The organism is Candidatus Mycalebacterium zealandia (genome assembly GCA_014075295.1).
Lineage (GTDB): Bacteria > Desulfobacterota_D > UBA1144 > Nemesobacterales > Mycalebacteriaceae > Mycalebacterium > Mycalebacterium zealandia.
The window spans coordinates 388,488-415,112 of record CP046180.1 but is presented as its reverse complement, the minus strand read 5'-3'; the positions used below and the strand labels follow the sequence as shown (position 1 = coordinate 415,112).

Sequence of the window (26,625 nt, the reverse complement as noted above, 5' to 3'; positions counted from 1 at the left end):
AATGAAACTGAAAAAAACAATTTTAACGGCAGTGGTCATCACGACTGTCGCCTTTGGTCAGGCAAACGCCGGGCATGACGAAGACCACTCGCACAAACATTCGGAAGAAGCGCGGATTGAAGAACCGGACAGCCCGATTTCTTCGGAAGAAATAATTCACATTAAGGTAACCGGGCTTGTGTGTGATTTCTGCGCACGGTCCATACAAAAGGTTTTTCTCAAAACCGGCGCGATTGAGGAAGCGTATGTCAACCTGAAACACAAGTCCGTTACCCTTTATGTAAAAAAAGGAAAAAACCTTTCCGATAAGCAGGTAAGAAAATTTCTGGAAGATTCAGGCTACGCGAGCGCTAAAATCTCGCGCTATAAGAAAGGAGGCAAACGGTGAAACAGATTGGCTGGAAAGATGCGGTTCTGCCGTTTTTCTCCCTGCTGACATCCACGGGAACGCTTGTGTGCTGCGCACTGCCCGCGCTTTTTGTAAGCGTTGGGCTTGGCGCCGTAACAGCAGGGCTTGTGAGCGCGTTTCCGGAACTTGTGTGGCTTTCGGAGCACAAGACTCTGGTTTTCACGGTCGCCGGGCTTTTGCTCGCAATCGCGGCGGCGGCGCGCTACGCGCAGAGAAACGCCCCGTGCCCGATTGAGCCGCGGGCGGCGCAAATGTGTATGCGCCTCAGACGTTTGAGCCTTGTGATTGTGCTGTTTTCAGTCGCGGTTTACGCGGTCGGGTTCTTTTTCGCGTTCTTAATCGTATAAGGAATTAATGAACATGTCCGTCGTGCGACGCGCCGGGGGCAAGTGACGAAAAGCCGCCGTCAAAACTCAAAAGAACACCTATCCTGCCCGTGTGTTCCCCTTCCTCTTTTACCCTCCGGTAACCGGCTCCGATTTTCGCGTTTCCTATTTTGCGAGACAGGGAAAAGCTGAAAGCCGAGCCGTCAAGATTTTCATCGGGTTCGGACGCTCCCTTGTTTCCGGTTAAAGACGCGCTACACGCGAACGTCCACAATTTCCAGTCAAAACCGACCGCGGAAGTGTAATGAGAGCGGTCATGCCCGGAATGCCCCTCAAGATTTTTGATGCGGACATATTCGTTTACGGAACGTACGGAGAGGTTTTCGGTGAGTTGGTAAATACCCTGCGCTGAAAAAGAAAATCTGCCCTCGTCCGTTTCGTTGCCCACCCCTTGTGCCTGCCGTGCGTAGCCCAAACGGTAGGAAAAACCCGAAAGCCAGTCGGCAAAAAAGCCTTCTTTTAGAGGAAAGAAATCCCCGCCTCCGAGTGAAAACGCGAAAGATGACAGGTCTCCCGTATTGGAAACCCCTCCGTCTCTCTTGCGCAGACGCTGTTCCCCATTGCTGAAAATTGTTGTGTCCTCGGCAAAGGCTGAAAAATCAATGCCGTGCCTGCCCAGTCCGCCGCCGTCAAAACCCAACAGCCCGCCAAGTCCGATGCGCGACTCTATTTCATATTCGTGAATCGCCCGGTATGAGTACACTCCGGGGAAATCATGCACGTCCAAACCGACAACCGGCGTGAACTTGCCGCCGTAAAAAGCGGCGTTTTTGTTTCCGAAGCCGCGCGCAAAATTCAGCGCAAACCCGTCCAGAGAAACCGTGTGGTCCGTGAAAAAAAGCCCGCTTGCGGGCGGCGGATCAACCTGGTCATCTCCATGCTCGTGCTGATGCCCGGCGGGTTCTCCTTCAACAAGCAGTTCCGCCGAAATGGAAAACCCTTTGCCTAAAAACAGTTCGGCGGTAAAGTGGGAATCGGAATACGCTTCGTAAACCTTCGTCTCGTTTGACTCCACAACCCTGTCCATATGAATTCTCACATCAAAATGCCCGTCAACATGAACCGCCCCGAAAGCGGTAAGAGTAAAAACGCACAGCAGGACAAAACCCGCAAAAACCGGTTTGAATATGGTAATTATCTTAAATTCTCCTTTTTTTGAACACCCGCTCAAACATGATTGAGCCGGCAAATAAAATGACAAAAAACACTGCGGCCGCCGTAACGATCGACGGACCCGAAGGCGTGTCGTAAAGCAAAGAGCCGTAGATTCCCGCCAGAACGGACGCGACTCCAACCGCGCATGATAAAACCGCCATCATTTCGGGCGACCGCGCGAACATCCGCCCGGCGGCGGCGGGAATAATCAGCATTGAAGTAACCAGCAAAACACCCACGGCGCGCAAAGACACCGCCACCACAACCGCCATCAGAAACATCAGAAGAAACCCGAGCCGGAATGTGTTGACGCCTTCGGCTTTCGCCAAATCGTCGCTGATTGTCATAAGCACAAGCGAGTCCCAGTTGAGCGCGAGCGCGGCAATGACCACGGCGGCACAGACGTATATCCACACGATGTCGCGCGCGCCCACGGTCAGAATATCGCCGAAGAGAGTTGAATGAAGGTGGAAAACCGGAACTCCGGACAGAGAAATCGCCACTATTCCAACCGCGAGAGAGCCGTGGGCGATGATGCCGAGAACGGTGTCGGGAGCGATAGCCCCGCCCCGGAAAACAACGGCAAGCAGAAAAGAGAAAACAATAACAACCGCAAAAATCCCGTAGTCCGGATTCATTCCCGCAAGCAGTCCGAGTGGAATTCCCGCAAGCGCCGAATGAGAAAGAGAGTCGCCAAAGTAAGCCATTCTTCTCCAAACGACAAAACAGCCGAGTATGCCAGCGGCAAGAGCAACCCCGATTCCCGCAAGCGCGGCGCGAATGATAAATGGTTCCGTCACTCCGCGCCCCCTTTCATGCGATGCCCATGAGTATGCTCATGCGCGTGGGAATAAACGGACATAAGACGCACCATGTCCTCGCCGAACATTGAAATAAATTCGGGGTCTCTGGCAATCTCTTTCGGCTCGCCCGCGCAACACACATGCCCGTAAAGACAGACCACCTTTTTTGTTGAAGCCATAACCATATGGAGATCATGCGACACCATTAAAACCGCCACGCCGTGCTCGCGGTGAATCGCTTCAATGAGTTTGTAAAACTCCAGTTGCCCCGAAACGTCAAGATTTTGCGCGGGCTCGTCAAGCACAAGAAGATGCGGACCCGCCGCAAGTGCGCGGGCAAGCAGAACACGCTGAATCTCGCCGCCCGACAGCGCGCTCATTTCGCTGTCCAGAATTCCCGAAACTCCCGCGCGGCGGCACGCTTCTTCAAGTTCCGGGCGCGCCGCTCCGCCGAGCCCGATGAACCGCCCCGCCGAAATGGGAATGTAGTCCATCCTCTCAATTCTCTGCGGCATATAGCCGATTTTGACTCCGGGGTCGCGCTCGCACACACCCGAATCCGGAGACAGAACGCCCGTGAGAACCTTAATCAAAGTGGTTTTCCCCGCTCCGTTGGGACCGACAACAGACACAAAATCACCTTTGGCAATTTCAAGCGAAACATCTTGAAGAATCAGATTTCCGTCCCTTGAAAACGAAACTTCGTGCGATTCCATAAAAACTTCGCTCAATTTTTTCTTCTCCCGCACTCAAGACAGGTTCCCCGCACTTCCAGAACAGTCTCCACCTTGCTGAAACCCTCGCGGGTGACCGCGGAGTCAACGGCTTTTGAAAGCGCGGAGCCGCAAAATTCCCTTGACTCGCCGCAGTCCGAGCAGATGAGAAAGAAGCACTCGGAATGACCGCTTGAGGGATGAAAACACGCGCAGTAAGAAGACATGCTTGACAGTTTGTGAACGAGACCGTTTTCAATCAGGAAATCAAGGGTGCGGTAAACGGTGGGCGGCTTCGCGGAGCGTGAAAGTTCGGAAAGCACCTTATAAGCCTTCACGGGTCGGTGACTGCGCGAAACTATCCGCAGAACGCGCTTCCTCAAAGGCGTAAGCGCAACCCCGCGCTCCGAACACACGCGCTCGGCGTAGGTTGTTATTTCTCCGACACAACGGTCATGATTTTTGCATCCGTTCTTCATTCAGTTTGCGCTCAACAAAAGTAATGTTATAATGTAACATTCTTTTGTCAAGGAGAACATTATGCGGCTTTTTTTGAAAATATCGGCGGTTTTCACCATGATTTTTCTCGTTCTCGCGCCCGCGGCGAACTCACTCTCAAATGAGCGTTTGCAGGTTGCGGCAAGCATTGCCCCGCTCCATTCGCTTGTATCGGGGGTTACGCACGGCGTGAACGAAACGGTTCTTATTGTTCCTGCGGGCGAGTCGCCCCACGAGTTTAGTATGAAACCCTCTCAGATGAAAAAAATCACGGAGGCAAAAGCGGTTTTTTTTGTAAGCAAAGGGCTTGAGACCTTTCTTCACAACCCTTTGCGTTCGCTTCCTGCCGGAGTTGCAAAGGCGGAGGTCGCGGAAATTTCCGGCATCACGCTCCTGAAAAACAGCACCGGACAAAACGACCCGCACGTGTGGCTGTCTCCGAAAAATGCGGAAAAAATTGTAAGAACGGCGGCAAAATGGATGGCAAGAATCAATCCGCGCCAAAGAAATGTTTACAAAAAAAACGCTCGGGAAACCATTAAAAAACTCAAAAAACTGGACGCAACAATACGGAAAGAAGTTGCTGGCGTCAGCGACATCCCATACGCCGTCTTTCATGATGCCTACCGTTATTTTGAGAGCGAATACAGCATGAACGGGATAGGCTCAATAACGGAAAATCCAGAAATTCCTCAATCAGCCGCAGGGTTGAAACATATCCGCGCCAAAATCCGCGAAAGCGGGGCAGTGTGCGTTTTCAGCGAACCGCAATACAGTGAGAAACGGATGCGGGCGGCGGCCGAGGGAAGCGGAGCGAGAACCGCGTTTCTTGACCCTCTGGGCGTGGGCATTGAACCCGGCCCGAATCTTTATTTTGAAATGATGGAAAACCTCGCGCGCTCTCTGAAGAACTGCCTGAGCAATTAAGAGGTTTTTGTGAGGACATACATTATTTTTCCGTCCTCCCATTCAATATCGCCGTCAAAACTCTGTTTTAGGTTTGCGCGAAATCTTTCAAACGCCCTGACAAACTCTTCAGGTTCATAGAAAAGAAAAGCGGAATACGCCTTCTCGGACGCTTTTTCGGCAAGATCTTCGGGCGAATTCACGCGGTCGTAAGTGAAGGTTTTTGTCAGTTCAATCTCAAACTCGGGAAACTTTTCCACCTTGAACTCAAACTCGTCCGGTTCATAAAGACGAGACTCCTTGCGCCGGAAAAGCGGAAAATGCAGCCCCCAGACAGTACGGTCGTTCTGGACTCTTGATCTTGTGTAGATGAAAACCCGCCCGCCGGTTTTGAGAATTCTTGAAACCTCTTGCAGAAACCCGACAATTCCTATGTGATGAATTGAGTTGAAGCAGAAAACCGCATCAACAGAGGATTGTTCAAGAGGAACATCCCTCGCGTCCGCGAGTTTTGCGGAAAAGTTTGAAAAGCCCCCTTCCGTGAGATAGGTCTTGAGCTGATCAAGCATATATTCGTTTGTGTCAAAGCAGTTGAGAAAAACTCTTTCCCCTAATGCCTCAAGAAAAAGTTTCGCGTATCGTCCGGCTCCGCACCCGGTATCGGTGGCTTGAATAACTCCGGACGCCGGAAGATTGTTGATCACGAAATCAACGGGTTCTTTGTCCGTAATTCGCAGGCTTCTGTACCTGCTGGCAAGGTTTTCAAGGTTTTTAGAGTAATTTTCCATACCTGTTTGGAGACTTTGGAACGAATTCTAACAGAGAGCCGCCATTAAAGCGAAACATTACCGCTTTACATTCCGGGCGATGGGCGCAAACACTGCGACAATCTCGCTTTCAAGGTCGGAAACGCCAATCCATTTGACCTGCCTGTCCTGTTCCTTGCTTTCCGTTTCCGCCGTAACGGTTCCGGAGAAAAAGGTGAAATTCTTTGTCCATTCACCTTCGGAAACCGTAACCGTGCCGATTTCATCTCCGATTTTAACGACATATCCGCTTTCCTCCGCGCACTCGCGCACGGCGGTTTGTTCGGGAATTTCCCCATCTTCAACCGTTCCCGCCGGAAAAACCCATGAGCCCGCATGCCTGCGCGCGCTCACGAGAAGAATTTCATCCTCACCATCCTCTCCACTCCGGCGGACAACCACGCCCGCCTTACGGTAAACTTTTCCGGATTCGGCGCTCATATCTCAAAAAACGGTTTAATGTTACCATAAGTACGAACTCAAAAAACTCATGAACAAACTCTCAAAAGAAAAAAGCCCCTATCTTCTTCAGCACGCGGGTAATCCGGTGGACTGGTATCCATGGTGCGACGAGGCGTTTGAAAAAGCGGCGCGGGAAGACAAGCCGGTTCTTGTATCGGTCGGGTACTCAACCTGCCATTGGTGCCATGTGATGGAAAAAGAGTCTTTTGAAGACACCGAAGTCGCGGCGCAGATGAATGAATCTTTCGTGTCAATCAAGGTTGATCGCGAGGAAAGACCGGACATAGACGGCGTGCTTATGAGTGTGTGCCAGATGATTTCACAGGGCAATTGCGGATGGCCCCTCAACGTTGTGATGACGCCTGAAAAGAAGCCGTTTTTCGCCGCGACATACATTCCGAAAAACAACAAATACGGGCGGGCGGGAATGATTGAACTCATACCGCGAATAAATGAAGTGTGGCGCTCCAGACGCGAAGAAATTGAGAAATCAGCCGCCGAAATATCGCGCGCAATTAAAGATGCGCAAACCCTGATACAGTCGAAAGGGGAAATGAACGCGGAAGAAATGCTGAAAAACGGCTTCGCCCAGCTTGCCGCGAATTTCGACCCCGATTTTGGCGGCTTTGGAGACGCTCCCAAATTCCCCTCGCCTCACAACCTGATTTTTCTCATACGGTATTGGAAACGAACCGGAGAGAGAAAAGCGCTTGAAATGGCGGAAAAAACTCTCACGGCAATGCTTAAAGGCGGAATAAACGACCACATCGGCTTCGGAATTCACCGCTATTCAACTGACCGCCGGTGGCTCGTTCCGCATTTTGAAAAGATGCTTTACGACCAGGCGCTTGTGTCCTTCGCGCTGACCGAACTCGCGCTCGCCACAAAAAATAGCGTTTACGCGGACGGCGCGAAAAAAATCCTCGAATACGTAATGCGTGATATGACCTCTCCCGACGGGGCGTTTTTCTGCGCAGAAGACGCAGACAGCGAAGGAGAAGAGGGGAAGTTCTATTTGTGGGAATATGAGGAATTCAAAAAGATTGCCGGAGAACACGCTGTTTTTGCCTCGGAAACCTTGAACATTAAGGACGGCGGCAACTTTACCGACGAGGCTTCCGGAACAATGCCCGGCACAAACATTGCTCACTTAACGCGTGAGGTTTCCGAACTCGCGGCGCAGTTCGAAATGTCCGTGGAACAGGCGGCGCAATCTCTGGAATCGGCACGAAAAAAACTTTTCACGGAAAGGGAAAAACGCCCGCGCCCGCACAAGGACGACAAAATCCTCACTGACTGGAACGGATTGATGATAGCCGCTTTTGCCAAAGCGGGACGAGTATTCTCAGAACCGCGATACACGGCGGCCGCCCGCAAAGCCGCGGACTTCATTGAAAACAAAATGCTTGGAGCGGACGGGTTTGTTCACAGATTCAGAGACGGAGAGGCGGCAATACGCGCCAATCTGGATGACTACGCGTTCACGGTATGGGGGCTTTTGGAGTTGTATGAAGCGGAGTTTGAAACAGGACGGCTCAAAACCGCCCTCACGCTGAATGAAAAAATGATGACGCTGTTTTCAGACCCGCAAAAGGGCGGTTTCTTCTTCACTCCCGAAGACTCCGAAGAGTTGATTGTCAGAAAAAAAGAATTTCATGACGGCGCGGTTCCGTGCGGAAATTCGGTCGCGGCGATGAATCTTGTAAAAATTTCCCGAATTACGGGCAATCCAGAGTTTGCGCAAACAGCTTTTGAAACCATTCGCTCGCTCTCACTTTCGATTGAAAAAATTCCGTCTTCCCACACGATGCTACTCTGCGCGATGGAATTTGAAGCGGGCGCGGCAACCGAGATTGTTATCGCGTGCGACGATGAAGACGAGATAAAAACGGTTGCCGGAAATATTGAGACAATCTACGACCCAAACAGAACTGCCGTGCTCAAAAAAACGGACGACACAGAGATTGACAAAATCGCGCCATTTGCCGTGAACTGCAAACCCGTGAACGGAACGGCGGCGGTATATGTGTGCGAAAATGGCGCTTGCGGGCTACCGGTTGAAGCGTCTGAATTTATTGGCAAGCACATAAAAACCGAAAAAAAAGGTTGATTTTTACTTTGACCGCAATCATTATGGGGTCAAAATGGGTTGGTTACCCGATTAATGGGGGAGGAAATTCAGGTGGCTTTTTCAAAAGATGAAAGAATAAAGGACCTCGTCAGTTTGATTGAGGACCCCGAAGAGCAATCTTTGGCGGGAAACGATGAACTTGACGAAATGGAACTCTACGACATGGAGCTCGGCGAGCCGGAAGAGGAACTCTACGAGGAAGAAGACGGCGCGGAAATTTCCTGACTTTCCCGGCTCATTCCTTTTCTCAAGTACAACATAAGAACTGAAACGGCGGCGGGCGTCACGCCTGAAACTCTTCCCGCCTGACCGAGAGAACCGGGTTTGGCACTTGACAGTTTTTGGACAATCTCTCTGGAAAGACCGGAAACTTTTGAGTAGTCAAAAGCGGCGGGAATTGACATGCTCTCAAACCGCTTGAACCGCTTCAACTGTTCGGTCTGCATTTTTACATAACCGGCATATTTCACGCTCATCTCCGCCTGCGCGGCTATGTCCGAACCTGCAATCTCGGCGCACCGGGGGTCAAAAAGAGCAAGTTCGGAGTATGTGATTCCGGGTCTTCTGAGAATCTCGGCAAGTGAGTGAGGTTTTTTAAGCGCGGGTGAATTCAAACTTTTGAGTACGGCGTCCGCGCGACCGCCGGGAACCTCTTTTGTCGCTTCAAGTCGCTCAAACTCACTGTCAAGCGCCTTTTTTTTCATAATAAGTTTCTCGTAACGCTCATCGCTTATAAGCCGCACCGCGCGCCCTTTTTCCATAAGGCGCAAGTCCGCGTTGTCTTCGCGCAAGACCAAACGGTATTCCGCGCGCGAAGTGAACATCCTGTACGGCTCATCAACCCCTTTCGTAACAAGATCATCTATCATGATTCCTATGTAGGCGTCCGAGCGGTCAAGAACAAATGTGTTGTCTCCGCGTGAGTAAAGCGCGGCGTTTATTCCGGCGACAATCCCCTGCCCGGCGGCTTCCTCATAACCCGTTGTCCCATTCACCTGCCCTGCGAAGAACAGTCCGCTCGCGTATTTACACTCAAGCGACGAATTCAACTGAGTCGGGTTGATAAAATCGTATTCAACCGCGTATCCCGGACGCATTATCTCCACATTTTCAAGCCCTTCAACCGTTCTCACCATCTCTACCTGAACATCAAGCGGCAAACTGGTTGATATACCATTTGGATAAATCTCATAGGTGTTCCGCCCTTCCGGCTCAAGGAAAATCTGATGCCGTGTTTTGTCGGGAAACTTCACGATTTTGTCTTCAACGGACGGACAGTAGCGCGGTCCCACACCTTTTATGACGCCTGAATAAAGTGGCGAGCGCGAAAGGTTTTTTCTTATCACTTCGTGCGTTTTCTCGTTGGTGTGAGTAATAAAGCACGACATCTGGTTCAAGTTCACGCGCTCATTTGAGAAAGAAAACGCGCGGGGTTTTTCGTCCCCTTTTTGCTCCTGAAGCGCGTCCCAGCGGATTGTTCTCCCGTCAAAGCGTGGAGGAGTGCCGGTTTTGAGCCTTCCCACTTCAATCCCCAAATCCCTGAATGATTTTGAAATCGTCATCGCCGCGCCCTCTCCGGCGCGCCCTGAGGAAAAACTCTCATCTCCAACGTGTATTAGTCCATTGGGAAAAGTCCCTGGGGTTACCACCACAGAATCCGCGAAAAAACTTTCGCCGAGGCTTGTTTTCACGCCGCGCACCGAGCCGGACGACACAAGAAAGCCGTCAATCATCCTCTGTTTTATGTCAAGATTTTCGCACCCTTCAAGCGTTTGGCGCATGTAAGACCTGTAAACCTGCCTGTCCGCCTGCGAACGCGTTGCGCGCACCGCTGCGCCCTTGCGGGTATTTAGCGTTCTGTATTGAATCGCGCTCACATCGGCGGCTTTTGCCATTTCTCCGCCAAGCGCGTCTATTTCCCTGACGATATGACCTTTGCCCACCCCGCCAATGGAAGGGTTGCACGACATAACACCGATTGTGTCAATATTGGCTGTAAGCAGAAGAGTCTTGCGCCCCATGCGCGCCGCCGCGAGCGCGGCTTCGCAACCGGCATGCCCGCCGCCTATGACAATAACATTATGGGGTTTTTCTCCGCTCATAAATCCGTCCCGGAAACGGCGGAAAGTGTAAAGAAAACAAGGGAAAAGGTCAAAAGGGAAGAATGCAGAACCATACAAAACCGTGAGGATTGGCTACAGATACCGTATCAGATTATCAAATCCCCTCTAAAACCGCCTTCTACTATTTGCATCATCTAACTCATTGTTATAACTGACTTTATTACATTAATGTCCATTAAGACCAATTCACTGTTCTTAGTGGTTTTTATACTATTTGGTATTTGTAACACATTGATTTTATTAGAGAAATTAGCGAAATAACAAATAAGACTAATTTATTGTTCTTATTTGACTTTTTGAGAGTTTGGTGTATTGTGAGGGCAATGCTGGAAGTTTCAACGGAAGAGAAAAATCAGCGTCTGGTGACAGACAATCCGTGGTGGCAAGATCCGAACGATGTAAGATGGAAAGAATTCACTAAGCGTGTCTACTTTGCTCTATTCTACGAACTGATACGCAAAACCGAGGTTAACCGCGCCGTTGTTCTTATGGGACCCCGCAGGGTTGGCAAAACTGTTATGGCGTATCAAGCAATCGCCGGATTGATAAAAGAAGAAATCAATCCAAAAAACATACTCTATACCCCTCTGGACAACCCTCTGTATGCAGGAATGCCACTTGAAAAAATCCTCGTTGCTTTTCTTGAACTCAACAAAATTCCGCAAGGTGAAACCGTTTATGTTTTCTTTGATGAAATCCAATACCTCAAAGAGTGGGAGATTCATCTAAAATCTCTTGTGGACTCATACCCGCAACATCGCTTTGTCGCAACCGGTTCTGCGGCTGCTGCATTAAAATTGAAAAGCACTGAATCCGGAGCCGGAAGGTTCACGGACTTCATTCTTCCTCCTTTGACGTTCCATGAATATATGAAGTTTTCGGGCGAAGAAGAAAAACTGTTTGAGCAAGATGCCGGGCTGTTTGTTAATGCCGGCAAAGCAATGCAAAACATCGATAAAATCAATGAGCATTTTGTCGACTACCTCAATTTCGGCGGCTATCCTGAAGCCGTTTTCTCAGAAGAGGTAAAAAAAGACCTCGCTCGTTTCATCAAAAGCGACGTAATAGAAAAGGTTCTGTTAAGAGACTTACCAAGTCTTTACGGCATAAGTGACATTCCTGAGCTCAATCGACTCTTTGTGACCATCGCCCACAATACGGGAAAGGAAATCAATCTGCGCGACCTCTCACAAGGTGCAAATGTGGCTAAAGCCACAATATCGAGATATTTGGAATATCTTGAAGCCGCCTTCCTGATAAGGCGCGTCCGCAGGGTGGACAAAAACATCAAAAAGTTCAAAAGAGATCACACTTTCAAGATTTACCTTACAAACCCTTCAATGTATGCGGCGCTTTTCGGGTTGACGGACGGCAGCAAAAACAATGCGGTTTTGGGCAGACTCGTGGAAACTGCGGTATTCAGCCATCTGTTTCACCTGATAAGAGGAGCGGAAGCCCCTTACTATGCGCGTTGGAAGTCCGGAGAGGTGGACTTGATAATGATGGATGAATCCGGAACAAAAGCTGAAGCCGCTATTGAAATCAAATGGTCGGACAAACCTTATGACGATTTGTCAGAAATTAAAGGACTTCTTGATTTTGCAAAAAAACACAATATTGAAAATGACGGAAAGTTGGCATGCCTGACAAAAAGTAGATTTGGCGTCAAACCCTATAAAAATGGAACCGTCTTTTTCTATCCCACAAGTCTGTTCTGTTTTGAGTTGGGAAAGATTTTGAACAGTAAGGACTTCAGAGAATCTTTTGTCAAAAAATTACTTGAGGGGAAAACCTGACTTGACATAAGTGCTTGACAGAAAGATTGAACAATACGAAGCAAAGAAAACGGACAGGGAAGTTGAGAAAATTTTCAAATGAATAGGAACTAACAGATGAGAAAACAAGGAGGCAGTAAAATGTCAAATCATTCTTTTTTAGGACCTTTCATTGGTCACACAACAAAGGATTCCACAAAAATCTGGATTCATAATCCCGAAAGGGAAACCCTTTGGCTGTCGCTTGCAAAAAAGGGAACGGAAGAAATTCTTCGTGTTCAAAAATTTGTTTTCAAGGAAGAAAATCTGTTTTCCGATTGCGTTGAGTTGAAAAATTTGGAGCCTGAAACAGTGTACGAATACCGGATATGGCAAGATGAACGGCGCACACAATCCTTTGATCTTCAAGGGCTTAACGCAGAAGATCTTTTTTTCAAAACTTTGCCAAATCAAAAAGATAAAGGTGAAAATGACAGGGTTGATTTTCTAATTATGAGTTGCCACGACCCTGATTACGCCAAATCGGAAAACGAAGGATACAGAGTTTGGTCAGCTCTCCCGCAAATTCTGGAAGAAAACAAGGGAAGTGATTATTGCGTCAGATTTGCGCTACTTGGCGGCGACCAAGTGTATGCGGATAAGTGGAGAACAAAGATTGAAAAAGCCGGAAGTCCGGAGGAAAGAGAAAAAATCTATCTGGAAGTATACAGACATTACTGGAGCAATATTTCTTACCGGAAAATACTTTGCCGTCTCCCCTCATATTTGATGTGGGACGACCATGAAATTATGGACGGATGGGGAAGTAGCATTGAGTTTTTCAACAAGGAAAAAACCGATTTTAATGAAAAAGCCAAAGATCTTTTCTCCGCGGCGGACAAAGCCTTTGCGTATATGCAGGCAATAAGAAATCCGACTGACAGTCTGACCGTAAAAAACGGAGTTAAAAGCCATGATTTTTGTTTTACTGTCGGGCGTTGCGGTTTCGTCATGGCGGACTTGCGCAGCAACAGAAATCTTTTTGCGGATGGCAAGGACGGGAAGAAGGGGGTTTTATGGAAACCGGAACAACTGGATTCTATAAAGGAGTGGGTGGAAGGCAGAGTTGGTTCAATTGACACCTTGTTTTTCGTTACTCCGGTGGTAATGGCGCATGGAGATCCGGTTGCGGAAGGATTATTAATGAAAGCATGGAATTTCTTTTATAAGACCCCCGTTATAAACAAATACGCGAAGAAATTTCTTAAAAGAATACATCTCGGAGATATAAGAGATGACATCAGGGATTCGTGGGAAGCGGAAGCAAACGCCGCGGAAACCGATAATATACTTAACTTTCTTTTTTCTCTGCAAAATGAAAAAAACATTAACACCGTAGTTTTAAGCGGAGACATTCACACAGCCGGATATGCCTCAATTTACTCCTCCTCGGCACAACACGAAAGCCGTTCCGTTATACCTCACATAGTCTCCTCTCCGGTCGGCTCCAAACCTTTCCCGTGGATACTTGAAGCGTTTTACAGATCTCTTTCCAAAATAGTAAAACTGGGAACACAGAATAAATACACCGCGCAGGTTAGCCATCATCATTCTCACAGGAATGTGGTGGTTTGCTCCGTAAGGATAAGAGACAACGGCAGGAGACAGTTTTTGAAAGTGAAGTTTTACCTTGAAGATTTTCCCGAGCCGCAGATAGTAATTTTTGACTTGATAGATTCATCGCACAAAGAAAACATAAACTGGTCGCCCGCTGGGAGAGGATAATCGGACAAAGGAAAAAGAAAGAAATTCATTGAGTTTTTCAGGAAAGCACAGACTCTCTATGAAATCCTTTCGCCCGATGAAAAACTCAAGAGGTCTTTGACGACTATAAAAACCCTGTGCGACATGTATGACATTGTGATAAAAAACTTTGAATTTGAGTAATTGCCCGTTGAAATACAGACAGTTTCAAAAAAGACCGGAAACTTTCCGCAATTTCGTCATAGCCCACAAGCTTTTGCACTTGAAAATTCCCAACCACAGAAAACTTTTCAAACGGATGCTGAGCGCTCATATACCTCAATGGCGCAAGATAAAGGACTCGCAAACATTGAACCGCAAGGTGGGGTGATTATAATACTTTATGAGGGCGCGGACGCCCGGAGGAAAAAAGAATGAACACTTTGAAAAGCGTTGTTTTGCTCGCCGTTATGTCGGCGATTCTTGTGTGGTGCGGAGGGGCTTTCGGAGGACAGCAGGGAGCGGTTATAGCTCTTGTTTTCGCGGGAGTTATGAACTTCGCCAGTTACTGGTGGAGCGACAAAATTGTGCTGAAAATGTATAAGGCTCAGGAGGTGGACGAAAGCTCAGCGCCGGAACTCTACGCAGATGTGCGCGAACTCGCCCACAATTCGGGGCTTCCAATGCCAAAGGTATATATCGTTCCCGAACAGTCTCCCAACGCGTTCGCGACCGGAAGAAACCCGTCCCATTCAGCGGTCGCGGTAACTCAGGGAATTATGAAAATCCTTGACAGGTACGAACTCAAAGGAGTCCTTGCGCATGAACTCGCCCACATCAAAAACCGCGACATACTCATCGGCTCCGTCGCGGCAACAATCGCGGCGGCAATCAGTTACATCGCTTGGATGGCGCAGTTTGCGGCGATTTTCGGCGGCGGACGTGGCAGAAACAACGTTTTTGTCCTTCTGGCAATGGCGATTGTGGCTCCGCTCGCGGCAACCATAGTGCGCCTTGCCATATCGCGCACAAGGGAGTTTGGAGCTGACAGAGAAGGCGCAAAGATATGCTCAAACCCGATGTTTCTCGCGAACGCACTGAGAAAAATGGACAATTACGCGAAGCAGATTCCTTTGAGCGTGAGTGAGCAGACGGCGGAAAGCACATCGCATATGATGATTGTCAGCCCGATGATTGGCGGCGCTTTTGCTAAACTGTTCAGCACCCACCCGCCAACCGAAGAGCGTATAGCCCGCCTTGAAGCGATGACTCCGGTCGGGTGAATAGGTGTTAAATTAATCGCGCTTTGAGTTTCATCACCATAAAAGGCGCGAGAAGCCACAACCTTAAAAACATAAGCGCGAAAATCCCGCGCGGAAAACTTGTAACAATCACGGGTGTGAGCGGCTCAGGCAAATCATCCCTTGCGTTTGACACGCTGTTTGCCGAGGGGCAACGCAGGTTTATGCAGTCTCTTTCGGCATACGCAAGACAGTTTGTCGAGCAACTTGAAAAACCGGATGTGGACTTCATGGACGGGCTTTCGCCGTCAATATCGCTTGATCAGAAAACCTTTTACCGCAACCCGCGTTCAACGGTCGGAACAATAACGGAGATTTACGACTTCATGCGGCTGCTTTTCGCGCGCGTGGGCAAACCTATGTGCCACCGCTGCGGAGAGGAAATCAGCCCGCAAACCGCGCAGGCGATGGCGAAAAGAATTTTGTCCTCCGCGGGCGGAGAGGAAGTTACCGTGATGTCACAGGTTGTGCGGGGCAGAAAGGGTTTTTACCGCAAAGAGATTGAAGACCTGAAAAGAGAAGGGTTTGTACGCGCGTTCATAGACGGAGAGGAAAGAGACCTTGACGAAGAAATTGTTCTGGACAGAAACAAAACGCACAACATTGAAGTGATTGTGGACACGGTCGGAACTTCGGGCGCGGGCGCACGAAAAAGGCTTGAAGATTCTCTCACTCTCGCGCTCAAAAAGTCCGGAGGCAGCGCCGTGTGCGCGTTCGGAAACAAAACTATGAATTTCAGTGAAACCTTTTCCTGCCCTTCGTGCGGCGAAGCATACGGCGAAATATCACCGCGAATTTTCTCGTTTAACAGCCCGTATGGAATGTGCGGCGAGTGCTCGGGGCTCGGCATAAAAACCGATTTTGACCCCGAACTGATTGTAGATTCGTCGCTGTCAATACGGGACGGCGCGATAAAGCCGTGGAAGAATTCGCGGTATCACAAACGGCTTATGGAGGAAACCGCGGAATATTATGGTTTCAGCACGGACGTGCCGTTTGAAAAACTTCCCTCGAAAGCGCGGAGCACGGTTCTCTACGGCAACGGAAACGCGGACGATTTTCCGGGCGTCATCGGCGCTTTGTCAAAATGGCGGAGCGAAACCTCGTCCTCCGAAGTTGAGTCCGGGCTTGCGGAGTATATGAAAAAGGGCGATTGCCCTTCCTGCGGCGGAGCGAGACTGCGCAGGGAAAGTCTGTCGGTTTTTGTAAACCAAAAAACCATTTACGACATATCGCGCCTTGACGTGGAAGACTCTCTGCGGTTTTTCACCGACCTCAAGTTCAGGAAATACGAAACGGAAATCGGCGGGGGAATCGTGGAGGAAATCAAATCACGGATAGGTTTTCTCAAAGATATCGGGCTCGGATACATCGCGCTTGACCGCTCGGCGGCAACGCTTTCGGGCGGCGAGGCGCAGAGAATCCGGCTCGCAACCCAACTTGGTTCCAAAATGACAGGTGTTACCTATGTGCTTGACGAGCCGTCAATCGGTCTGCATCCGTCAGACAACGACAAACTGATATGCACCCTGAAAACAATGAGGGACAACGGCAACACAATAGTGGTCGTTGAACACGATGAAGACATGATACGAAACAGTGACTTTGTGCTGGACATGGGACCCGAAGCCGGACGGCGCGGCGGAGAGATTACGGGATTCGGAACGGTGCGGGAACTGATTTCCTGCGAGGAATCGCTCACGGGCAAATATCTGTCCGGCAAGGAGAAGATAGATATTCCTCTGAAAAGAAGAAGGCCGGAAGAATTTATCACTCTCAAAGGCGCGGCAAAGCGCAACCTTGCCGGGCTGGACGTGTCTTTTCCCGTCGGGGCTTTTACCTGCATCACGGGGGTTTCAGGGTCGGGGAAAAGCACCCTTCTTCACGAAACCCTGTGTCCCGCGATTGAATTAGCGCGGCGTGGAAAAGCGGCGGGAGGAGGTTTCAAGGCCGTCTGCGGAGCGCGCCACACGGACAAGGTTGTCAAAATAGACCAGATGCCCATAGGAAGAACCCCAAGGTCAAATCCGGCAACATATACGGGAATTTTCTCTCCCATACGCGAACTGTTCGCGATGACTCCCGAAGCGAAACTGCGGGGCTACGGAACGGGACGTTTCAGTTTCAACGTCAGGGAGGGCAGTTGCGGTCTGTGCGGCGGCAAGGGAAGCGTTAAAGTGGAAATGCACTTCCTGCCGGATGTTTACACAACTTGCGAGCGGTGCGGAGGAAAACGTTTTGAGAGCGAAACGCTTGAGATAACATACAGGGACAAAAATATCTCGGACGTCCTGCAAATGACGGTTTCCGAAGCGGCGGAATTCTTCTCAAAACATCCGCAGATAAAACGTAAACTGGACATTATTGAACAAGTCGGACTCGGATACGTCAGTCTCGGACAGGAAGCAAACACTCTTTCAGGCGGCGAGGCGCAGAGGATTAAAATCGCCAGAGAACTTTCGCAGAAAGAAACGGGCAAAACACTCTACGTGCTTGACGAGCCGTCAATCGGTCTGCATTTCAACGATGTTAAAAAACTGCTCGCGGCTCTTGAGAAATTGATTCAAAAAGGCAACACAGTGATAGTGATAGAGCACAACATGGACATAATAAAAAGCGCGGACTATGTGATCGATCTGGGTCCCGGAGGCGGGAAGAACGGCGGAAAAATAGTAGCCAAGGGCAGACCGGAAGAGTTGGCGCGGGCGGCAAAATCACTCACGGGCAAATATCTCAAAAAGGCTCTTGGCAAAAAGAGGAGAGATTGATTGGAGAACCATCAAACCGCCGCTCTCGGGGTCGTACAGGGAATAACAGAGGTACTTCCCGTAAGCAGCACGGCGCACCTTCTGATTTTCTCATGGCTTTTGTCGTGGCGGGACGGAGGGCTTGACCTCGCGGTCTGGCTCCATTTTGGGACTCTTATCTCTATTTTGTTCTGTTTCAGAAAGGAATGGGCGGCAATCGCGGGCGCTTTACTGCTCTCGGCGCGGAGCGGCTCGTTTGAAAGCGCGGACGCGAAAATGGGCGCCGGACTCGCGATTACAATTCTACCGGCGGCCGTGTGCGGATTGATTTTTGAGGATGTGGTCGCGGGCGCGCTCAGGCATCCGGTTGTGGTCGCGGGTGCGCTACTTGCGGGAAGCGCCGCGCTGTTTGCCGCCGACAGAAAAAAAGGAAAAACAAAACGGCTCACGAGCCTCTCAGTCAAAGACTGCGTGTTTTTCGGAGTGGCGCAGTCGTTCGCTCTGGTGCCGGGCTTTTCAAGGTCGGGCGTCTCAATAGCCGGAGGAATGTTCCTCGGATACACAAGGGAGGATTCGGCGAAATTCGCTTTTATGATGGGAGTTCCCGTGATTACGGCCGCCATTGCGCGAACGGTCTGGAAAAACGGTTTGGTAATTCCCAATGAAAGCGAGTTTATCGCGGGAACAATTGCCGCGACTCTTACGGGCATTGTCTCCATAAGGTTTCTTTTACGCTTTGTCCGGAACCGGACTTACGCGCCTTTTGTGATTTACAGGGTCGCGATAGCCGCGCTGATTCTGATTTTTGTTCAGATGCGGTTTTTCCCGTTCTGACCTTTCAGGAGCGCGCCTTTTAGAGTGTCAAGAACAAGTGTTGAGCATCTGGGACGACGCACTACAATCTCTTTGCCGAGAATCTCAATCATGTTCTCCCTGCCCATTGCGGAAATTTTTTCGGCTTTCATTCCTTTGACTTTGAGCGAAATAAGTGAAGCCGCCGCCTGACTTACCATGCACCCTTTACCCTCAAAACCAATGTCTCTTAAAACGTCACCGTCCATTTTGAGATAGATTGTTATGGTGTCTCCGCAACCGGAATTGCCTCCGCTCCGCACGAAATCGGCGCCGTCCAGAGCCCCGAAATTTCTGGGGTTCTCGTAGTGGTCCATCAGGGTGTCCATCAGTTTGTGGTGAATCACGGTTTAATTTCGGGCTTTTTCGCCCACCTCTTTTTTTATTCTCGCGTAAACGGCTCCGAGCCCGTACATGCGCCTTGTTCCGAGTTTTTTATCAAGACCGAGACGATTTAGAAGGTTTGGCGGCGCGTCCGCCACCTCTTCGGGAGATACTCCGGTGAAAGCGTCAACAAGTATTGACACAAAACCCCGAACCGTGGGCGACTCTTCGGGCACGTGAGCGTGAATTGCAACCTTTCCACCGTTCACTTCAATCCAGATAAAAACGGGTGTTTCACATTCGGGAACCCTGTTTTCTGATTTTTCAAGAAGAGGAATGTATTTTTCAGGAAGTGGCGGAAGGTCGTCTGAATAGTCAACCAGCATATCAAGCGTGGTCTGGAAATCGGAATCCCTGAACTGCTCAACAATCTCAGTGAGATCCATTTCACCTTTCTATCGGAGCACGCACCATATTGCCCCATTCCGTCCATGAGCCGTCATAGTTTCTGACGTTTTTGTAGCCCAGAAGATAGGTCAGAACAAACCATGTATGAGAAGATCTTTCACCTATTCTGCAATAAACTATGACATCCTCAGCGGGCTTAAGTTTCTGCTCTTTTCCGTATATCTGCTCAAGTTCGTCAGCCGATTTGAAGGTTCCGTCCTCATTTGCCGCCTTCGCCCACGGAACGCTGTTCGCGCCGGGAATATGCCCGCCTCTGAGGCAACCTTCCTGCGGATAAGCCTCCATGTGAAGCAACTCACCGGTGAACTCCTGAGGCGAGCGCACATCCACAAGCGCGCCGCGCGCCTCCATGTGCTTCATAACGTCATCGCGGAAAGCCCTTATGGATTCGTCAACCTTTCCAACCTTGTATCCGGTCTTCGGGAGTTTTGGAACGTCCCGTGTTATCTCTCTTTTTTCGTCAACCCACTTCTGCCTTCCGCCGTCCATTATCAGGCAGTTTTTATGCCCCATAACCTTGAAAGTCCAGAAAGCGTAGCACGCCCACCAGTTGCTTTTGTCTCCGTAGAAAACAACTTTTGAGTCGTTTGATATGCCCTTTTCGGACATAAGTTTCTCAAAATTTTCAACTGCGAGATAGTCTCTGATGGTCTGATCTTGCAGTTCAACCTGCCAGTCAAGCTTGATTGCGCCGGGAATGTGTCCCACTTCGTAGAGAAGAATGTCCTCATCGGACTCAACAATTACAACGTCCGGGTCGTCTTTATGGTCTTCAACCCACTGGGTTGAAACGAGAACTTCAGGATATTTGTATTCAGCCACTTGCGTCTCCGGTGCAACTTTTCTCTTTCAAGGTGGACTATAACACACTGCAAGTCCATTTCAATTGCGCCCCCCGCTCTCATACAATAGAATAGTTAGTGAGGGAAATGGTAATGTCTGGCAAAGATTTGAGTCGGGTTACCGTCAAGGACATGGTGAAAAACCGCGAGGTTTTCTACTCTGTTTCCTTGGACGATACAGTAAAAGAAGCCGCTTCCACACTTAAACGGCTTCACATCCGCGCGACTGGTGTTCTCGAAGGCAAAAAGCTTGTCGGAGTTTTCAGCCACTACGATGTTTCAACAAAAGTGGTTACGGAAGGCAAAGACCCCAACGCCACAAAAGTAAAAGATGTTATGACGCCCGATGTCATCAAAGTAAACCTGCACAACACATTTTCCGAATGTCTTGAAATTTTTGGACAGCACAACATCTCGCACCTTGTCGTTGAAGATAAGGATGGAAACTACTACGGTGTTGTGTCGCAGAAAGACATGCAGGACAAAATGCTTGAAAATCTGAAAAATATGCTTGAAATAACACAACAATACGCATTCGGTCCATATCCTTCTGGAAAGGACTGAAAACACAGGAGGCTAAAATGTCTGAAGAAGAAAAACAGGAAACCCCGGACGGTGAAACTCCGAAAGATAAAGGAGAGGTTGTGTTCGGGCAACTTCGCGTGCCAAACATCAAAAAGGGATACAACCCCAACTACCCGTTTTACATGATGGGCATCTTTGTAGCACTCGTGGTTTTAAGCGTGATTTTCGCTTTTGCCACCGCCTGAAAAGTCCTCTAATCCCTGATGCTTGCCGACACAATTTCGGCAAAATGCTCCGGCGTTCCACCGGAAAAATGCCGTACTTGCTCCGTACACGATATTCCGGTAACGCAAACCCGCGCGGACCGTCCAATCCGTTCAATAGCCGGAAGCAATCGGTCTTCGGCGATTTTTTTTGAAACCTCGTAATTTTTCTTTTCGTAACCGAACCCGCCGGCCATTCCGCAGCATCCGGCGCCCGAATCAACCGCGTTAAAACCAAGCGCTCTCAAAACGGAAACAAGCCCCGAATCCGGCGCGGCCGCTTTGGCGTGGCAATGAGTGTGAGCGAGAACCGTCTCTGCGGGCGGCTCAATTTTCGCGGCAAGTTCCGCGGCGCGCGGTTTTACAAACTCTTCAAGCGTGAAAAACATCCGTGCGACCGTGTCGCGTTTTTCGCTCGCGGGCAGGATGTCCGCGTAGTCGTCCCTGAACATTGAAACGCAACTTGGCTCGGTTCCGATTATCTCAATCCCTTTGTCCGCGTAGGGATGGAGAACGCCAATATTGATTTCGGCGGCGGCGCGCGCTTTGTCAATCATTCCGCGGCTGAGCATGGGCCTTCCGCAACACACCCTTCTTTTTTCAATCACAACTTCGTAGCCGAGCGCTTCAAGAATTTTCACCGCGCCCGCGCCCGCGCCGGGATTGTAAAATTCCGCCCATGTGTCGTGAAAATAAACCGCCTTTTTCTGTTTTGAAACCGGATTACGGCCGGAGAACCAATCGCTGAAACGCCGTGCATTCAACTGCGGCAGAGATCTGCGCGGGTCTATGCCCGCGAGCGAAAGCAGGTTTTTTGAAATCGCGGAATTTACCACGCGGTTCACCACAGGAACCCGCGACAGCACGGATGAAATTGTGTGAACATCGGCGAAAAATCTGTCCGCAAAGGAAAAACCCAGTTTCTCCGCTCTGCGCGCCAGAAACTCGGTTTTCATCTTCGCCACATCCACCGATGACGGACATTCGCTTTTGCACGCCTTGCACCCGACGCAGAAACCGAAAACATCCTCCGCCTCATCACTCAAAAGAAAATCCTCTCCTGCATCGCCGCTCAAAACGCTCCGCAAAAGATTCGCGCGCGCTCTTGTGGTGTCAACCTCGTCACGGGTCGCCATAAAAGACGGGCACATCGCGCCATCTGAGATTTTTCTGCAAACCCCCTGCCCGTTGCATGAATAAACGGCGGACTCAAAACCGCCCTCTTCCGTCCAGTCAAGAAGCGCGGGCAACGGCGTTTCGCTTTTTTTCAAGTTTCTGAGATTGTCCGCCGCGTTGCGGAAGGGGTTCACAACCTTTCCGGGATTGAACCTGTTTTGCGGGTCAAAGATTCCTTTCAAATCCGTCATTGCCGAGTAGATTTCATCGCCGAAAAGCCGCCGGTTCACATGGCTTCTCTGCAATCCGTCACCGTGCTCGCCGCTCATTACTCCGACGTGTTTCAGCGCGAGGCCAAGCGCGGCTTCGGATACCTCTTCCATCATCTGAGCGCCCTTGCGCGTTGAAAGGTCAATGAGAGGGCGGATATGCAGACAGCCCGCGCTCGCGTGGGCGTAAAAACCGGCTTTGAGACCCAGAGAGAAAAACACTTGCGATATGTCGCGCGTGTATGCGGCGAGCGAGGCGACCGGCACAGACACATCTTCAATGCATGGAATCGGTTTAGCAGGAGAGCGCGAACTCATTAAAAGACCAAGCCCCGCGGTCCGCACGCCCCATACCTTTGCCTGATCCTGTTCGGAAAGCGCGAGCCCCTTTTCGCACACAACACCTTTTTCGTTCAGAAAAGTGATAAGCCCTTCGGCTTTCAGGCGGCACTCATTCGCAGTTTTTCCGAAGAACTCAACGGCAAGAACCGCCTCCGGGTTGCCTTTCACAAATGACAGAAGATGCGAAAAACCACCGTGTTTTCGCGTAAGCCCGATGAGCATTCCATCCACAAGTTCAATCGCCGAGGGGGCACGTTCCAAGATGAGAGGAGTCGTCTCAATCGCGCGCAAAAGGTTGTCAAACTGCAACACGGCGAGGCATTTACAAGCGGGTTTTTCCACCAGTTTCAGCGTCAGTTCGGTTGTGATTCCGAAAGTGCCCTCTGACGAAGCGAAAAGTTTTGCGGGATTGAATTCGTCATCAAGCAGGTAGTTAAGCGAATACCCCGAAGCCCGCCGCCAGTGCTTCGGAAATTTTTCCGCGACAAGCGCGCGGTTTGTGTTTTTGAAGTTTTCAAGAGCGCGGGCGAGGTCGGCATCAGAACAACCCTCTACGGAGAATGAAGTTTGATCGCCCGTGTGAAGAACAGACCGGAGCGAAACAACATTGTCACCCGCCATTCCGTAGAGAATTGAGTGCGCGCCCGTGCCGTTGCTCGCCACAACCCCGCCGGCAGTGGCGACTTTCGCGCTTGCCGGGTCCGGACCGAACATAAGCCCTTTTTCTCCAGCTATGGAGTTTAACCGTCCGAGGCATATTCCCGGCTGAACGGTCGCGGTTCTGTTTTCCGCATCAATCTCCACAACCCCGTCCATATATTTGGACATATCAACGGCAATTCCGTCTCCGAGGCATTGCCCCGCAAGCCCCGTTCCGCCGCCGCGCGGAAGGATTGAAACGCCGAATTCTCCGGCGATTTTGACCGTTTCCGCAACATCCTCCGCCGTGCGCGGAATAACAACGCCGAGCGGCTCAACACGGTAGTTGCTCGCGTCAGTCGCGTAAATAATGCGGTCTATTTTACGAAAACGGACTTCGGAGTTTGTGCGGGACCGGAGAGTTTTTGCGAGGTCGGTTGAGAGGGGCATCGTCAGTCAAAGTTTAACTGACAAAAATCTCAAACCACCCCTTGCGCCACCATCGCGTCCGCAACTTTTTTGAAGCCCGCGATGTTCGCTCCGGCGACATAGTCAGCCTTTTTGCCTTTTTTGCCGAATTCAAGACAGCGTTCGTGGATGCCGACCATAATGTTCTGAAGTTTCTCCTCAACCTCTTCGCGGCTCCAGAAAAGTTTCATGCTGTTCTGCGTCATTTCCAGACCCGAAACCGCCACGCCGCCCGCGTTGCACGCCTTTGCCGGAGCAAGCAGAACGCCCGCCTTCTGAAAAGCGTGAACCGCGTCAAGGTCGCACGGTATATTTGCCCCCTCACCCACAACTTTAACGCCGTTTTTGATAAGAACTTTTGCGTCCGCGCCCATAAGTTCATTTTGAGTCGCGGACGGAAACGCCACATCGCATTTCACGCTCCACGGCTTTTTGCCCTTGTAAAATTTGCATTTGAACTTCTTCGCATATTCGCTTATGCGCCCGCGCCTGTTGTTTTTCAAATCCATCACCCACGCGAGTTTTTCGGGAGTAATTCCATCCTGATCATAAATAAACCCGTCTGAATCGGACATCGTAACCGCCTTGCCGCCGAGTTGGGTCAGTTTCTCAACAGTGTATTGAGCCACATTGCCCGAACCCGAAACCACGCAGGTTTTGCCATCCAAATCGTCGCCCGAAGATTTGAGAATTTCTCTCACAAAAAACACACTTCCGTAGCCGGTCGCTTCGGGACGAATCAAACTGCCTCCGAAAGATATGCCTTTGCCCGTCAAAACGCCCGTGAACGCGCCCGAAATACGCCTGTGCTGACCGAACATATAGCCAATTTCGCGCCCACCGACCCCTATGTCTCCGGCGGGGACGTCAACATCTTCACCCACGTGTCTGGCAAGCTCGGTCATAAAAGCCTGACAGAAACGCATAACCTCGCCATCGGATTTGCCGCGCGGATTGAAATCGCTTCCGCCCTTTCCGCCGCCCATCGGCAAGCCCGTCAAACTGTTTTTAAAAATCTGCTCAAACCCCAGAAACTTCATTACGCTGAGGCTGACGGATGGATGAAAACGCAAACCGCCCTTGTACGGACCTATAACGCCGCTGAACTGCACCCTGTATCCGCGATTTGTGCGGATGTTGCCTTCGTCATCCTCCCAGCAGACTCTGAAAGACACAATTCTGTCCGGCTCGGTCAGCCGCTCAAGAATCTGTTTTTTCATATAAATCGGATTTTTCGCTATGAAAGGAACAAGGGATTCCGAAACCTCCCTTACGGCTTGGTGAAACTCATGCTCGGACGGGTTGCGCCGCTCAACACCGCGCATAAAATCTTTGATGTTAATGGATTTTCTGGTCGCCATTTCAGAGGTTTTTCCGCATATCCGCGCTTGTGTCTTCGAACTTTTCGTCAAATGTTTTCAAAATGCCATAAACCGTATTTCTTTCAGCCGGAATACGCCCTATTTCACGCGTAAGGCGGCGGAACTGCTCAGGAGGGAAATACTGCCCGTAACTCGCGCCCGCTTTTCGTGAAATCTGCTCTTCCATAAGCGTTCCGCCGAAATCATTGGCTCCGGCGGTGAGTGAAAACTGCGCAAACTCCGGTCCCTGCTTCACCCACGACACCTGAATATTGTCTATCCAGCCGCGCAGGAAAAGGCGCGAGACGGCATACATTTTAAGTTGGTGCAAGTCCGTCGGACCCTCGTGAACCTTGCCTTTTGATTTCTGAAAAATGCGCGTCTCCCAAGGAATAAAACGCAGTGGAACAAACTCGGTAAAGCCCCCTGTGCGCTTCTGTATGTCGCGCAGAACTCCGAGGTGGACAGACCAGTGGCGCGGCTCGTCAAGATGTCCGTACATTATTGTTGAGGTGGTTCTCATGCCGGCTTTGTGAATTTTTTCAACGACCCGAATCCATACTTCAGTCGGAATTTTGCGCGGAGCGATTTTCTTTCTTACTTCCTCAACAAGCACCTCGGCGGCGGTACCGGGAAAAGTGTCGTGCCCCGCGTCTTTGAGCATGTTGATAAAATCAGTTTCCTCAATGCCGAGAGTGTGCGCACCATACCAGACTTCGTAGGGCGAAAACGCGTGAGTGTGCATTCCCGGAACCGCTTTTTTGACGTTCTTTATCAAATCCACATAGTAGTTGCCGTCAATCTTGGGGTGCATTCCGCCCTGCATGCACACCTCGGTCGCGCCTATTTCCCACGCCTCTTTTGTTTTTGCCGCTATCTCCTCCATTGAGAGGAAATACGCTTTATCGTCGCCTTCGGGCGCCATAAAATTGCAAAAACCGCAATAAACGTCGCAGATGTTTGTGAAGTTTATGTTTCTATTGACAACGTACGTAACAACATCACCGACATCCTCTTTTCTCAAATCGTCCGCGGCAATTGCAAGGGCGGCAATTTCGTCGGGCTCGGTAATCGCAAAAAGCGCGTCCGCATCGGAAACCGAAACCTCTTTTGACTCAAACGGCTTGCTTATAATTTTTGCAAGCCCCGAATCCACGCGCGCGAGACACGCCTCAAGCCCGGAAGAGCGCCGGTCATTTATCAAATCCATCAAATCTTT

At 50.2% G+C, this 26,625-nt stretch carries 26 protein-coding genes; 13 read left to right on the top strand and 13 right to left on the bottom strand.

Annotated elements, in window-relative coordinates; translation table 11 throughout:
- The first annotated feature begins 1 nt into the window (after position 1).
- Both GKS04_02040 and GKS04_02035 read left to right on the top strand, forming a co-directional pair.
- Entirely contained in the window at positions 2 to 388 is a 387-nt protein-coding gene (locus GKS04_02040) for a hypothetical protein (protein QMU55969.1), read from the top strand.
- The gene (locus tag GKS04_02035) at positions 385 to 756 is read left to right on the top strand and encodes a hypothetical protein (GenBank protein QMU55968.1); all 372 of its coding nucleotides are present in this window, start codon (positions 385 to 387) and stop codon (positions 754 to 756) included. Before GKS04_02040 ends, GKS04_02035 begins: the two co-directional genes overlap by 4 nt.
- Positions 757 to 760: 4 nt before the next feature.
- Here GKS04_02035 and GKS04_02030 read toward each other — a convergent pair whose 3' ends face one another.
- From GKS04_02030 to GKS04_02015, 4 genes are read right to left on the bottom strand one after another with little or no spacing between them, the layout of a single operon-like run.
- Positions 761 to 1,966: a hypothetical protein gene (locus GKS04_02030; protein QMU55967.1), complete on the bottom strand. Its 1,206-nt coding sequence runs from the start codon at positions 1,964 to 1,966 to the stop codon at positions 761 to 763.
- Positions 1,935 to 2,750: a hypothetical protein gene (locus tag GKS04_02025; GenBank protein ID QMU55966.1), complete on the bottom strand. Its 816-nt coding sequence runs from the start codon at positions 2,748 to 2,750 to the stop codon at positions 1,935 to 1,937. The genes GKS04_02030 and GKS04_02025 overlap by 32 nt, the downstream gene beginning before the upstream one ends.
- Complete coding sequence (locus GKS04_02020) at positions 2,747 to 3,469, bottom strand: ATP-binding cassette domain-containing protein (GenBank protein ID QMU56671.1); 723 nt, start codon at positions 3,467 to 3,469, stop codon at positions 2,747 to 2,749. Before GKS04_02020 ends, GKS04_02025 begins: the two co-directional genes overlap by 4 nt.
- An 11-nt stretch (positions 3,470 to 3,480) precedes the next feature.
- Positions 3,481 to 3,945 carry a transcriptional repressor gene (locus tag GKS04_02015; protein ID QMU55965.1) on the bottom strand — a complete coding sequence of 155 codons (465 nt, stop codon included), beginning with the start codon at positions 3,943 to 3,945 and terminating at the stop codon, positions 3,481 to 3,483.
- A 61-nt stretch (positions 3,946 to 4,006) separates the two neighbouring features.
- Here GKS04_02015 and GKS04_02010 point away from each other — a divergent pair, with 61 nt between their 5' ends.
- Positions 4,007 to 4,891, top strand: coding sequence for a hypothetical protein (locus tag GKS04_02010; protein ID QMU55964.1), 885 nt, complete (start codon positions 4,007 to 4,009; stop codon positions 4,889 to 4,891).
- On the opposite strand, the gene GKS04_02005 is transcribed toward GKS04_02010, so the two are convergent.
- Together GKS04_02005 and GKS04_02000 are read right to left on the bottom strand one after the other, a co-directional pair.
- Positions 4,888 to 5,658: a methyltransferase domain-containing protein gene (locus tag GKS04_02005; protein QMU55963.1), complete on the bottom strand. Its 771-nt coding sequence runs from the start codon at positions 5,656 to 5,658 to the stop codon at positions 4,888 to 4,890. The two genes, GKS04_02010 and GKS04_02005, sit on opposite strands and share 4 nt — an antisense overlap.
- Positions 5,659 to 5,715: 57 nt before the next feature.
- Positions 5,716 to 6,117, bottom strand: coding sequence for an NUDIX domain-containing protein (locus GKS04_02000; protein QMU55962.1), 402 nt, complete (start codon positions 6,115 to 6,117; stop codon positions 5,716 to 5,718).
- Positions 6,118 to 6,166: 49 nt separating this feature from the next.
- Between GKS04_02000 and GKS04_01995 the strand changes: the two genes are divergently transcribed.
- Together GKS04_01995 and GKS04_01990 are read left to right on the top strand one after the other, a co-directional pair.
- Positions 6,167 to 8,248, top strand: coding sequence for a DUF255 domain-containing protein (locus GKS04_01995; protein ID QMU55961.1), 2,082 nt, complete (start codon positions 6,167 to 6,169; stop codon positions 8,246 to 8,248).
- 72 nt (positions 8,249 to 8,320) lie between these two features.
- Positions 8,321 to 8,494, top strand: a complete 174-nt coding sequence (locus GKS04_01990) for a hypothetical protein (GenBank protein ID QMU55960.1) — start codon at positions 8,321 to 8,323, stop codon at positions 8,492 to 8,494.
- Here GKS04_01990 and mnmG read toward each other — a convergent pair.
- Positions 8,461 to 10,371 (bottom strand): tRNA uridine-5-carboxymethylaminomethyl(34) synthesis enzyme MnmG, encoded by a 1,911-nt coding sequence (gene mnmG, locus GKS04_01985; protein ID QMU55959.1) that lies wholly within the window; start codon positions 10,369 to 10,371, stop codon positions 8,461 to 8,463. The two genes, GKS04_01990 and mnmG, sit on opposite strands and share 34 nt — an antisense overlap.
- 344 nt (positions 10,372 to 10,715) lie before the next feature.
- Here mnmG and GKS04_01980 point away from each other — a divergent pair, with 344 nt between their 5' ends.
- The 6 genes from GKS04_01980 to GKS04_01955 all read left to right on the top strand — a co-directional run bounded on the left by GKS04_01980 (position 10,716) and on the right by GKS04_01955 (position 18,771).
- Positions 10,716 to 12,188 carry an AAA family ATPase gene (locus GKS04_01980; protein ID QMU55958.1) on the top strand — a complete coding sequence of 491 codons (1,473 nt, stop codon included), beginning with the start codon at positions 10,716 to 10,718 and terminating at the stop codon, positions 12,186 to 12,188.
- A 96-nt stretch (positions 12,189 to 12,284) separates the two neighbouring features.
- Positions 12,285 to 13,931 carry a hypothetical protein gene (locus GKS04_01975; protein QMU55957.1) on the top strand — a complete coding sequence of 549 codons (1,647 nt, stop codon included), beginning with the start codon at positions 12,285 to 12,287 and terminating at the stop codon, positions 13,929 to 13,931.
- A 148-nt stretch (positions 13,932 to 14,079) separates the two neighbouring features.
- Entirely contained in the window at positions 14,080 to 14,280 is a 201-nt protein-coding gene (locus tag GKS04_01970) for a DUF45 domain-containing protein (GenBank protein ID QMU55956.1), read from the top strand.
- 43 nt (positions 14,281 to 14,323) lie between these two features.
- The gene (gene htpX / locus GKS04_01965) at positions 14,324 to 15,172 is read left to right on the top strand and encodes a zinc metalloprotease HtpX (GenBank protein ID QMU55955.1); all 849 of its coding nucleotides are present in this window, start codon (positions 14,324 to 14,326) and stop codon (positions 15,170 to 15,172) included.
- A 23-nt stretch (positions 15,173 to 15,195) separates the two neighbouring features.
- Positions 15,196 to 17,958 (top strand): excinuclease ABC subunit UvrA, encoded by a 2,763-nt coding sequence (gene uvrA / locus GKS04_01960; GenBank protein QMU55954.1) that lies wholly within the window; start codon positions 15,196 to 15,198, stop codon positions 17,956 to 17,958.
- Positions 17,959 to 18,771: a hypothetical protein gene (locus GKS04_01955; GenBank protein ID QMU55953.1), complete on the top strand. Its 813-nt coding sequence runs from the start codon at positions 17,959 to 17,961 to the stop codon at positions 18,769 to 18,771.
- Here GKS04_01955 and GKS04_01950 read toward each other — a convergent pair.
- The 3 genes from GKS04_01950 to GKS04_01940 are packed head-to-tail and all read right to left on the bottom strand — an operon-like array spanning position 18,747 to position 20,403.
- On the bottom strand, positions 18,747 to 19,118 hold the full coding sequence (locus GKS04_01950) for an iron-sulfur cluster assembly scaffold protein (GenBank protein QMU55952.1): 372 nt from the start codon (positions 19,116 to 19,118) through the stop codon (positions 18,747 to 18,749). The two genes, GKS04_01955 and GKS04_01950, sit on opposite strands and share 25 nt — an antisense overlap.
- Positions 19,119 to 19,139: 21 nt before the next feature.
- Positions 19,140 to 19,559: a SufE family protein gene (locus GKS04_01945; GenBank protein QMU55951.1), complete on the bottom strand. Its 420-nt coding sequence runs from the start codon at positions 19,557 to 19,559 to the stop codon at positions 19,140 to 19,142.
- Position 19,560: 1 nt separating this feature from the next.
- The gene (locus GKS04_01940) at positions 19,561 to 20,403 is read right to left on the bottom strand and encodes a sulfurtransferase (protein QMU55950.1); all 843 of its coding nucleotides are present in this window, start codon (positions 20,401 to 20,403) and stop codon (positions 19,561 to 19,563) included.
- 98 nt (positions 20,404 to 20,501) lie between these two features.
- Here GKS04_01940 and GKS04_01935 point away from each other — a divergent pair, with 98 nt between their 5' ends.
- Positions 20,502 to 20,987 carry a CBS domain-containing protein gene (locus GKS04_01935; protein ID QMU55949.1) on the top strand — a complete coding sequence of 162 codons (486 nt, stop codon included), beginning with the start codon at positions 20,502 to 20,504 and terminating at the stop codon, positions 20,985 to 20,987.
- 17 nt (positions 20,988 to 21,004) lie between these two features.
- Positions 21,005 to 21,193 (top strand): hypothetical protein, encoded by a 189-nt coding sequence (locus GKS04_01930; GenBank protein ID QMU55948.1) that lies wholly within the window; start codon positions 21,005 to 21,007, stop codon positions 21,191 to 21,193.
- Positions 21,194 to 21,201: 8 nt separating this feature from the next.
- Here the strand turns inward: GKS04_01930 and GKS04_01925 are convergent, their stop codons facing one another.
- From GKS04_01925 to cofH, 3 genes are read right to left on the bottom strand one after another with little or no spacing between them, the layout of a single operon-like run.
- On the bottom strand, positions 21,202 to 24,027 hold the full coding sequence (locus GKS04_01925) for an FAD-binding protein (protein ID QMU55947.1): 2,826 nt from the start codon (positions 24,025 to 24,027) through the stop codon (positions 21,202 to 21,204).
- Positions 24,028 to 24,056: 29 nt separating this feature from the next.
- Complete coding sequence (locus GKS04_01920) at positions 24,057 to 25,406, bottom strand: NADP-specific glutamate dehydrogenase (GenBank protein QMU55946.1); 1,350 nt, start codon at positions 25,404 to 25,406, stop codon at positions 24,057 to 24,059.
- A 1-nt stretch (position 25,407) separates the two neighbouring features.
- On the bottom strand, positions 25,408 to 26,616 hold the full coding sequence (gene cofH, locus GKS04_01915; protein QMU56670.1) for a 5-amino-6-(D-ribitylamino)uracil--L-tyrosine 4-hydroxyphenyl transferase CofH: 1,209 nt from the start codon (positions 26,614 to 26,616) through the stop codon (positions 25,408 to 25,410).
- Positions 26,617 to 26,625 lie beyond the last annotated feature (9 nt).

Bases quoted from the DNA above. Each gene is read 5' to 3' on its own strand.
- GKS04_02040 (QMU55969.1), top strand. From the start codon at position 2: ATGAAACTGAAAAAAACAATTTTAACGGCAGTGGTCATCACGACTGTC.
- GKS04_02020 (QMU56671.1), bottom strand. From the start codon at position 3,469: ATGGAATCGCACGAAGTTTCGTTTTCAAGGGACGGAAATCTGATTCTT.
- GKS04_02015 (QMU55965.1), bottom strand. From the start codon at position 3,945: ATGAAGAACGGATGCAAAAATCATGACCGTTGTGTCGGAGAAATAACA.
- GKS04_02010 (QMU55964.1), top strand. From the start codon at position 4,007: ATGCGGCTTTTTTTGAAAATATCGGCGGTTTTCACCATGATTTTTCTC.
- GKS04_02005 (QMU55963.1), bottom strand. From the start codon at position 5,658: ATGGAAAATTACTCTAAAAACCTTGAAAACCTTGCCAGCAGGTACAGA.
- GKS04_02000 (QMU55962.1), bottom strand. From the start codon at position 6,117: ATGAGCGCCGAATCCGGAAAAGTTTACCGTAAGGCGGGCGTGGTTGTC.
- GKS04_01995 (QMU55961.1), top strand. From the start codon at position 6,167: ATGAACAAACTCTCAAAAGAAAAAAGCCCCTATCTTCTTCAGCACGCG.
- mnmG (QMU55959.1), bottom strand. From the start codon at position 10,371: ATGAGCGGAGAAAAACCCCATAATGTTATTGTCATAGGCGGCGGGCAT.
- GKS04_01980 (QMU55958.1), top strand. From the start codon at position 10,716: ATGCTGGAAGTTTCAACGGAAGAGAAAAATCAGCGTCTGGTGACAGAC.
- GKS04_01975 (QMU55957.1), top strand. From the start codon at position 12,285: ATGAGAAAACAAGGAGGCAGTAAAATGTCAAATCATTCTTTTTTAGGA.
- htpX (QMU55955.1), top strand. From the start codon at position 14,324: ATGAACACTTTGAAAAGCGTTGTTTTGCTCGCCGTTATGTCGGCGATT.
- GKS04_01950 (QMU55952.1), bottom strand. From the start codon at position 19,118: ATGGACACCCTGATGGACCACTACGAGAACCCCAGAAATTTCGGGGCT.
- GKS04_01945 (QMU55951.1), bottom strand. From the start codon at position 19,559: ATGGATCTCACTGAGATTGTTGAGCAGTTCAGGGATTCCGATTTCCAG.
- GKS04_01930 (QMU55948.1), top strand. From the start codon at position 21,005: ATGTCTGAAGAAGAAAAACAGGAAACCCCGGACGGTGAAACTCCGAAA.
- GKS04_01925 (QMU55947.1), bottom strand. From the start codon at position 24,027: ATGCCCCTCTCAACCGACCTCGCAAAAACTCTCCGGTCCCGCACAAAC.
- GKS04_01920 (QMU55946.1), bottom strand. From the start codon at position 25,406: ATGGCGACCAGAAAATCCATTAACATCAAAGATTTTATGCGCGGTGTT.
- cofH (QMU56670.1), bottom strand. From the start codon at position 26,616: ATGGATTTGATAAATGACCGGCGCTCTTCCGGGCTTGAGGCGTGTCTC.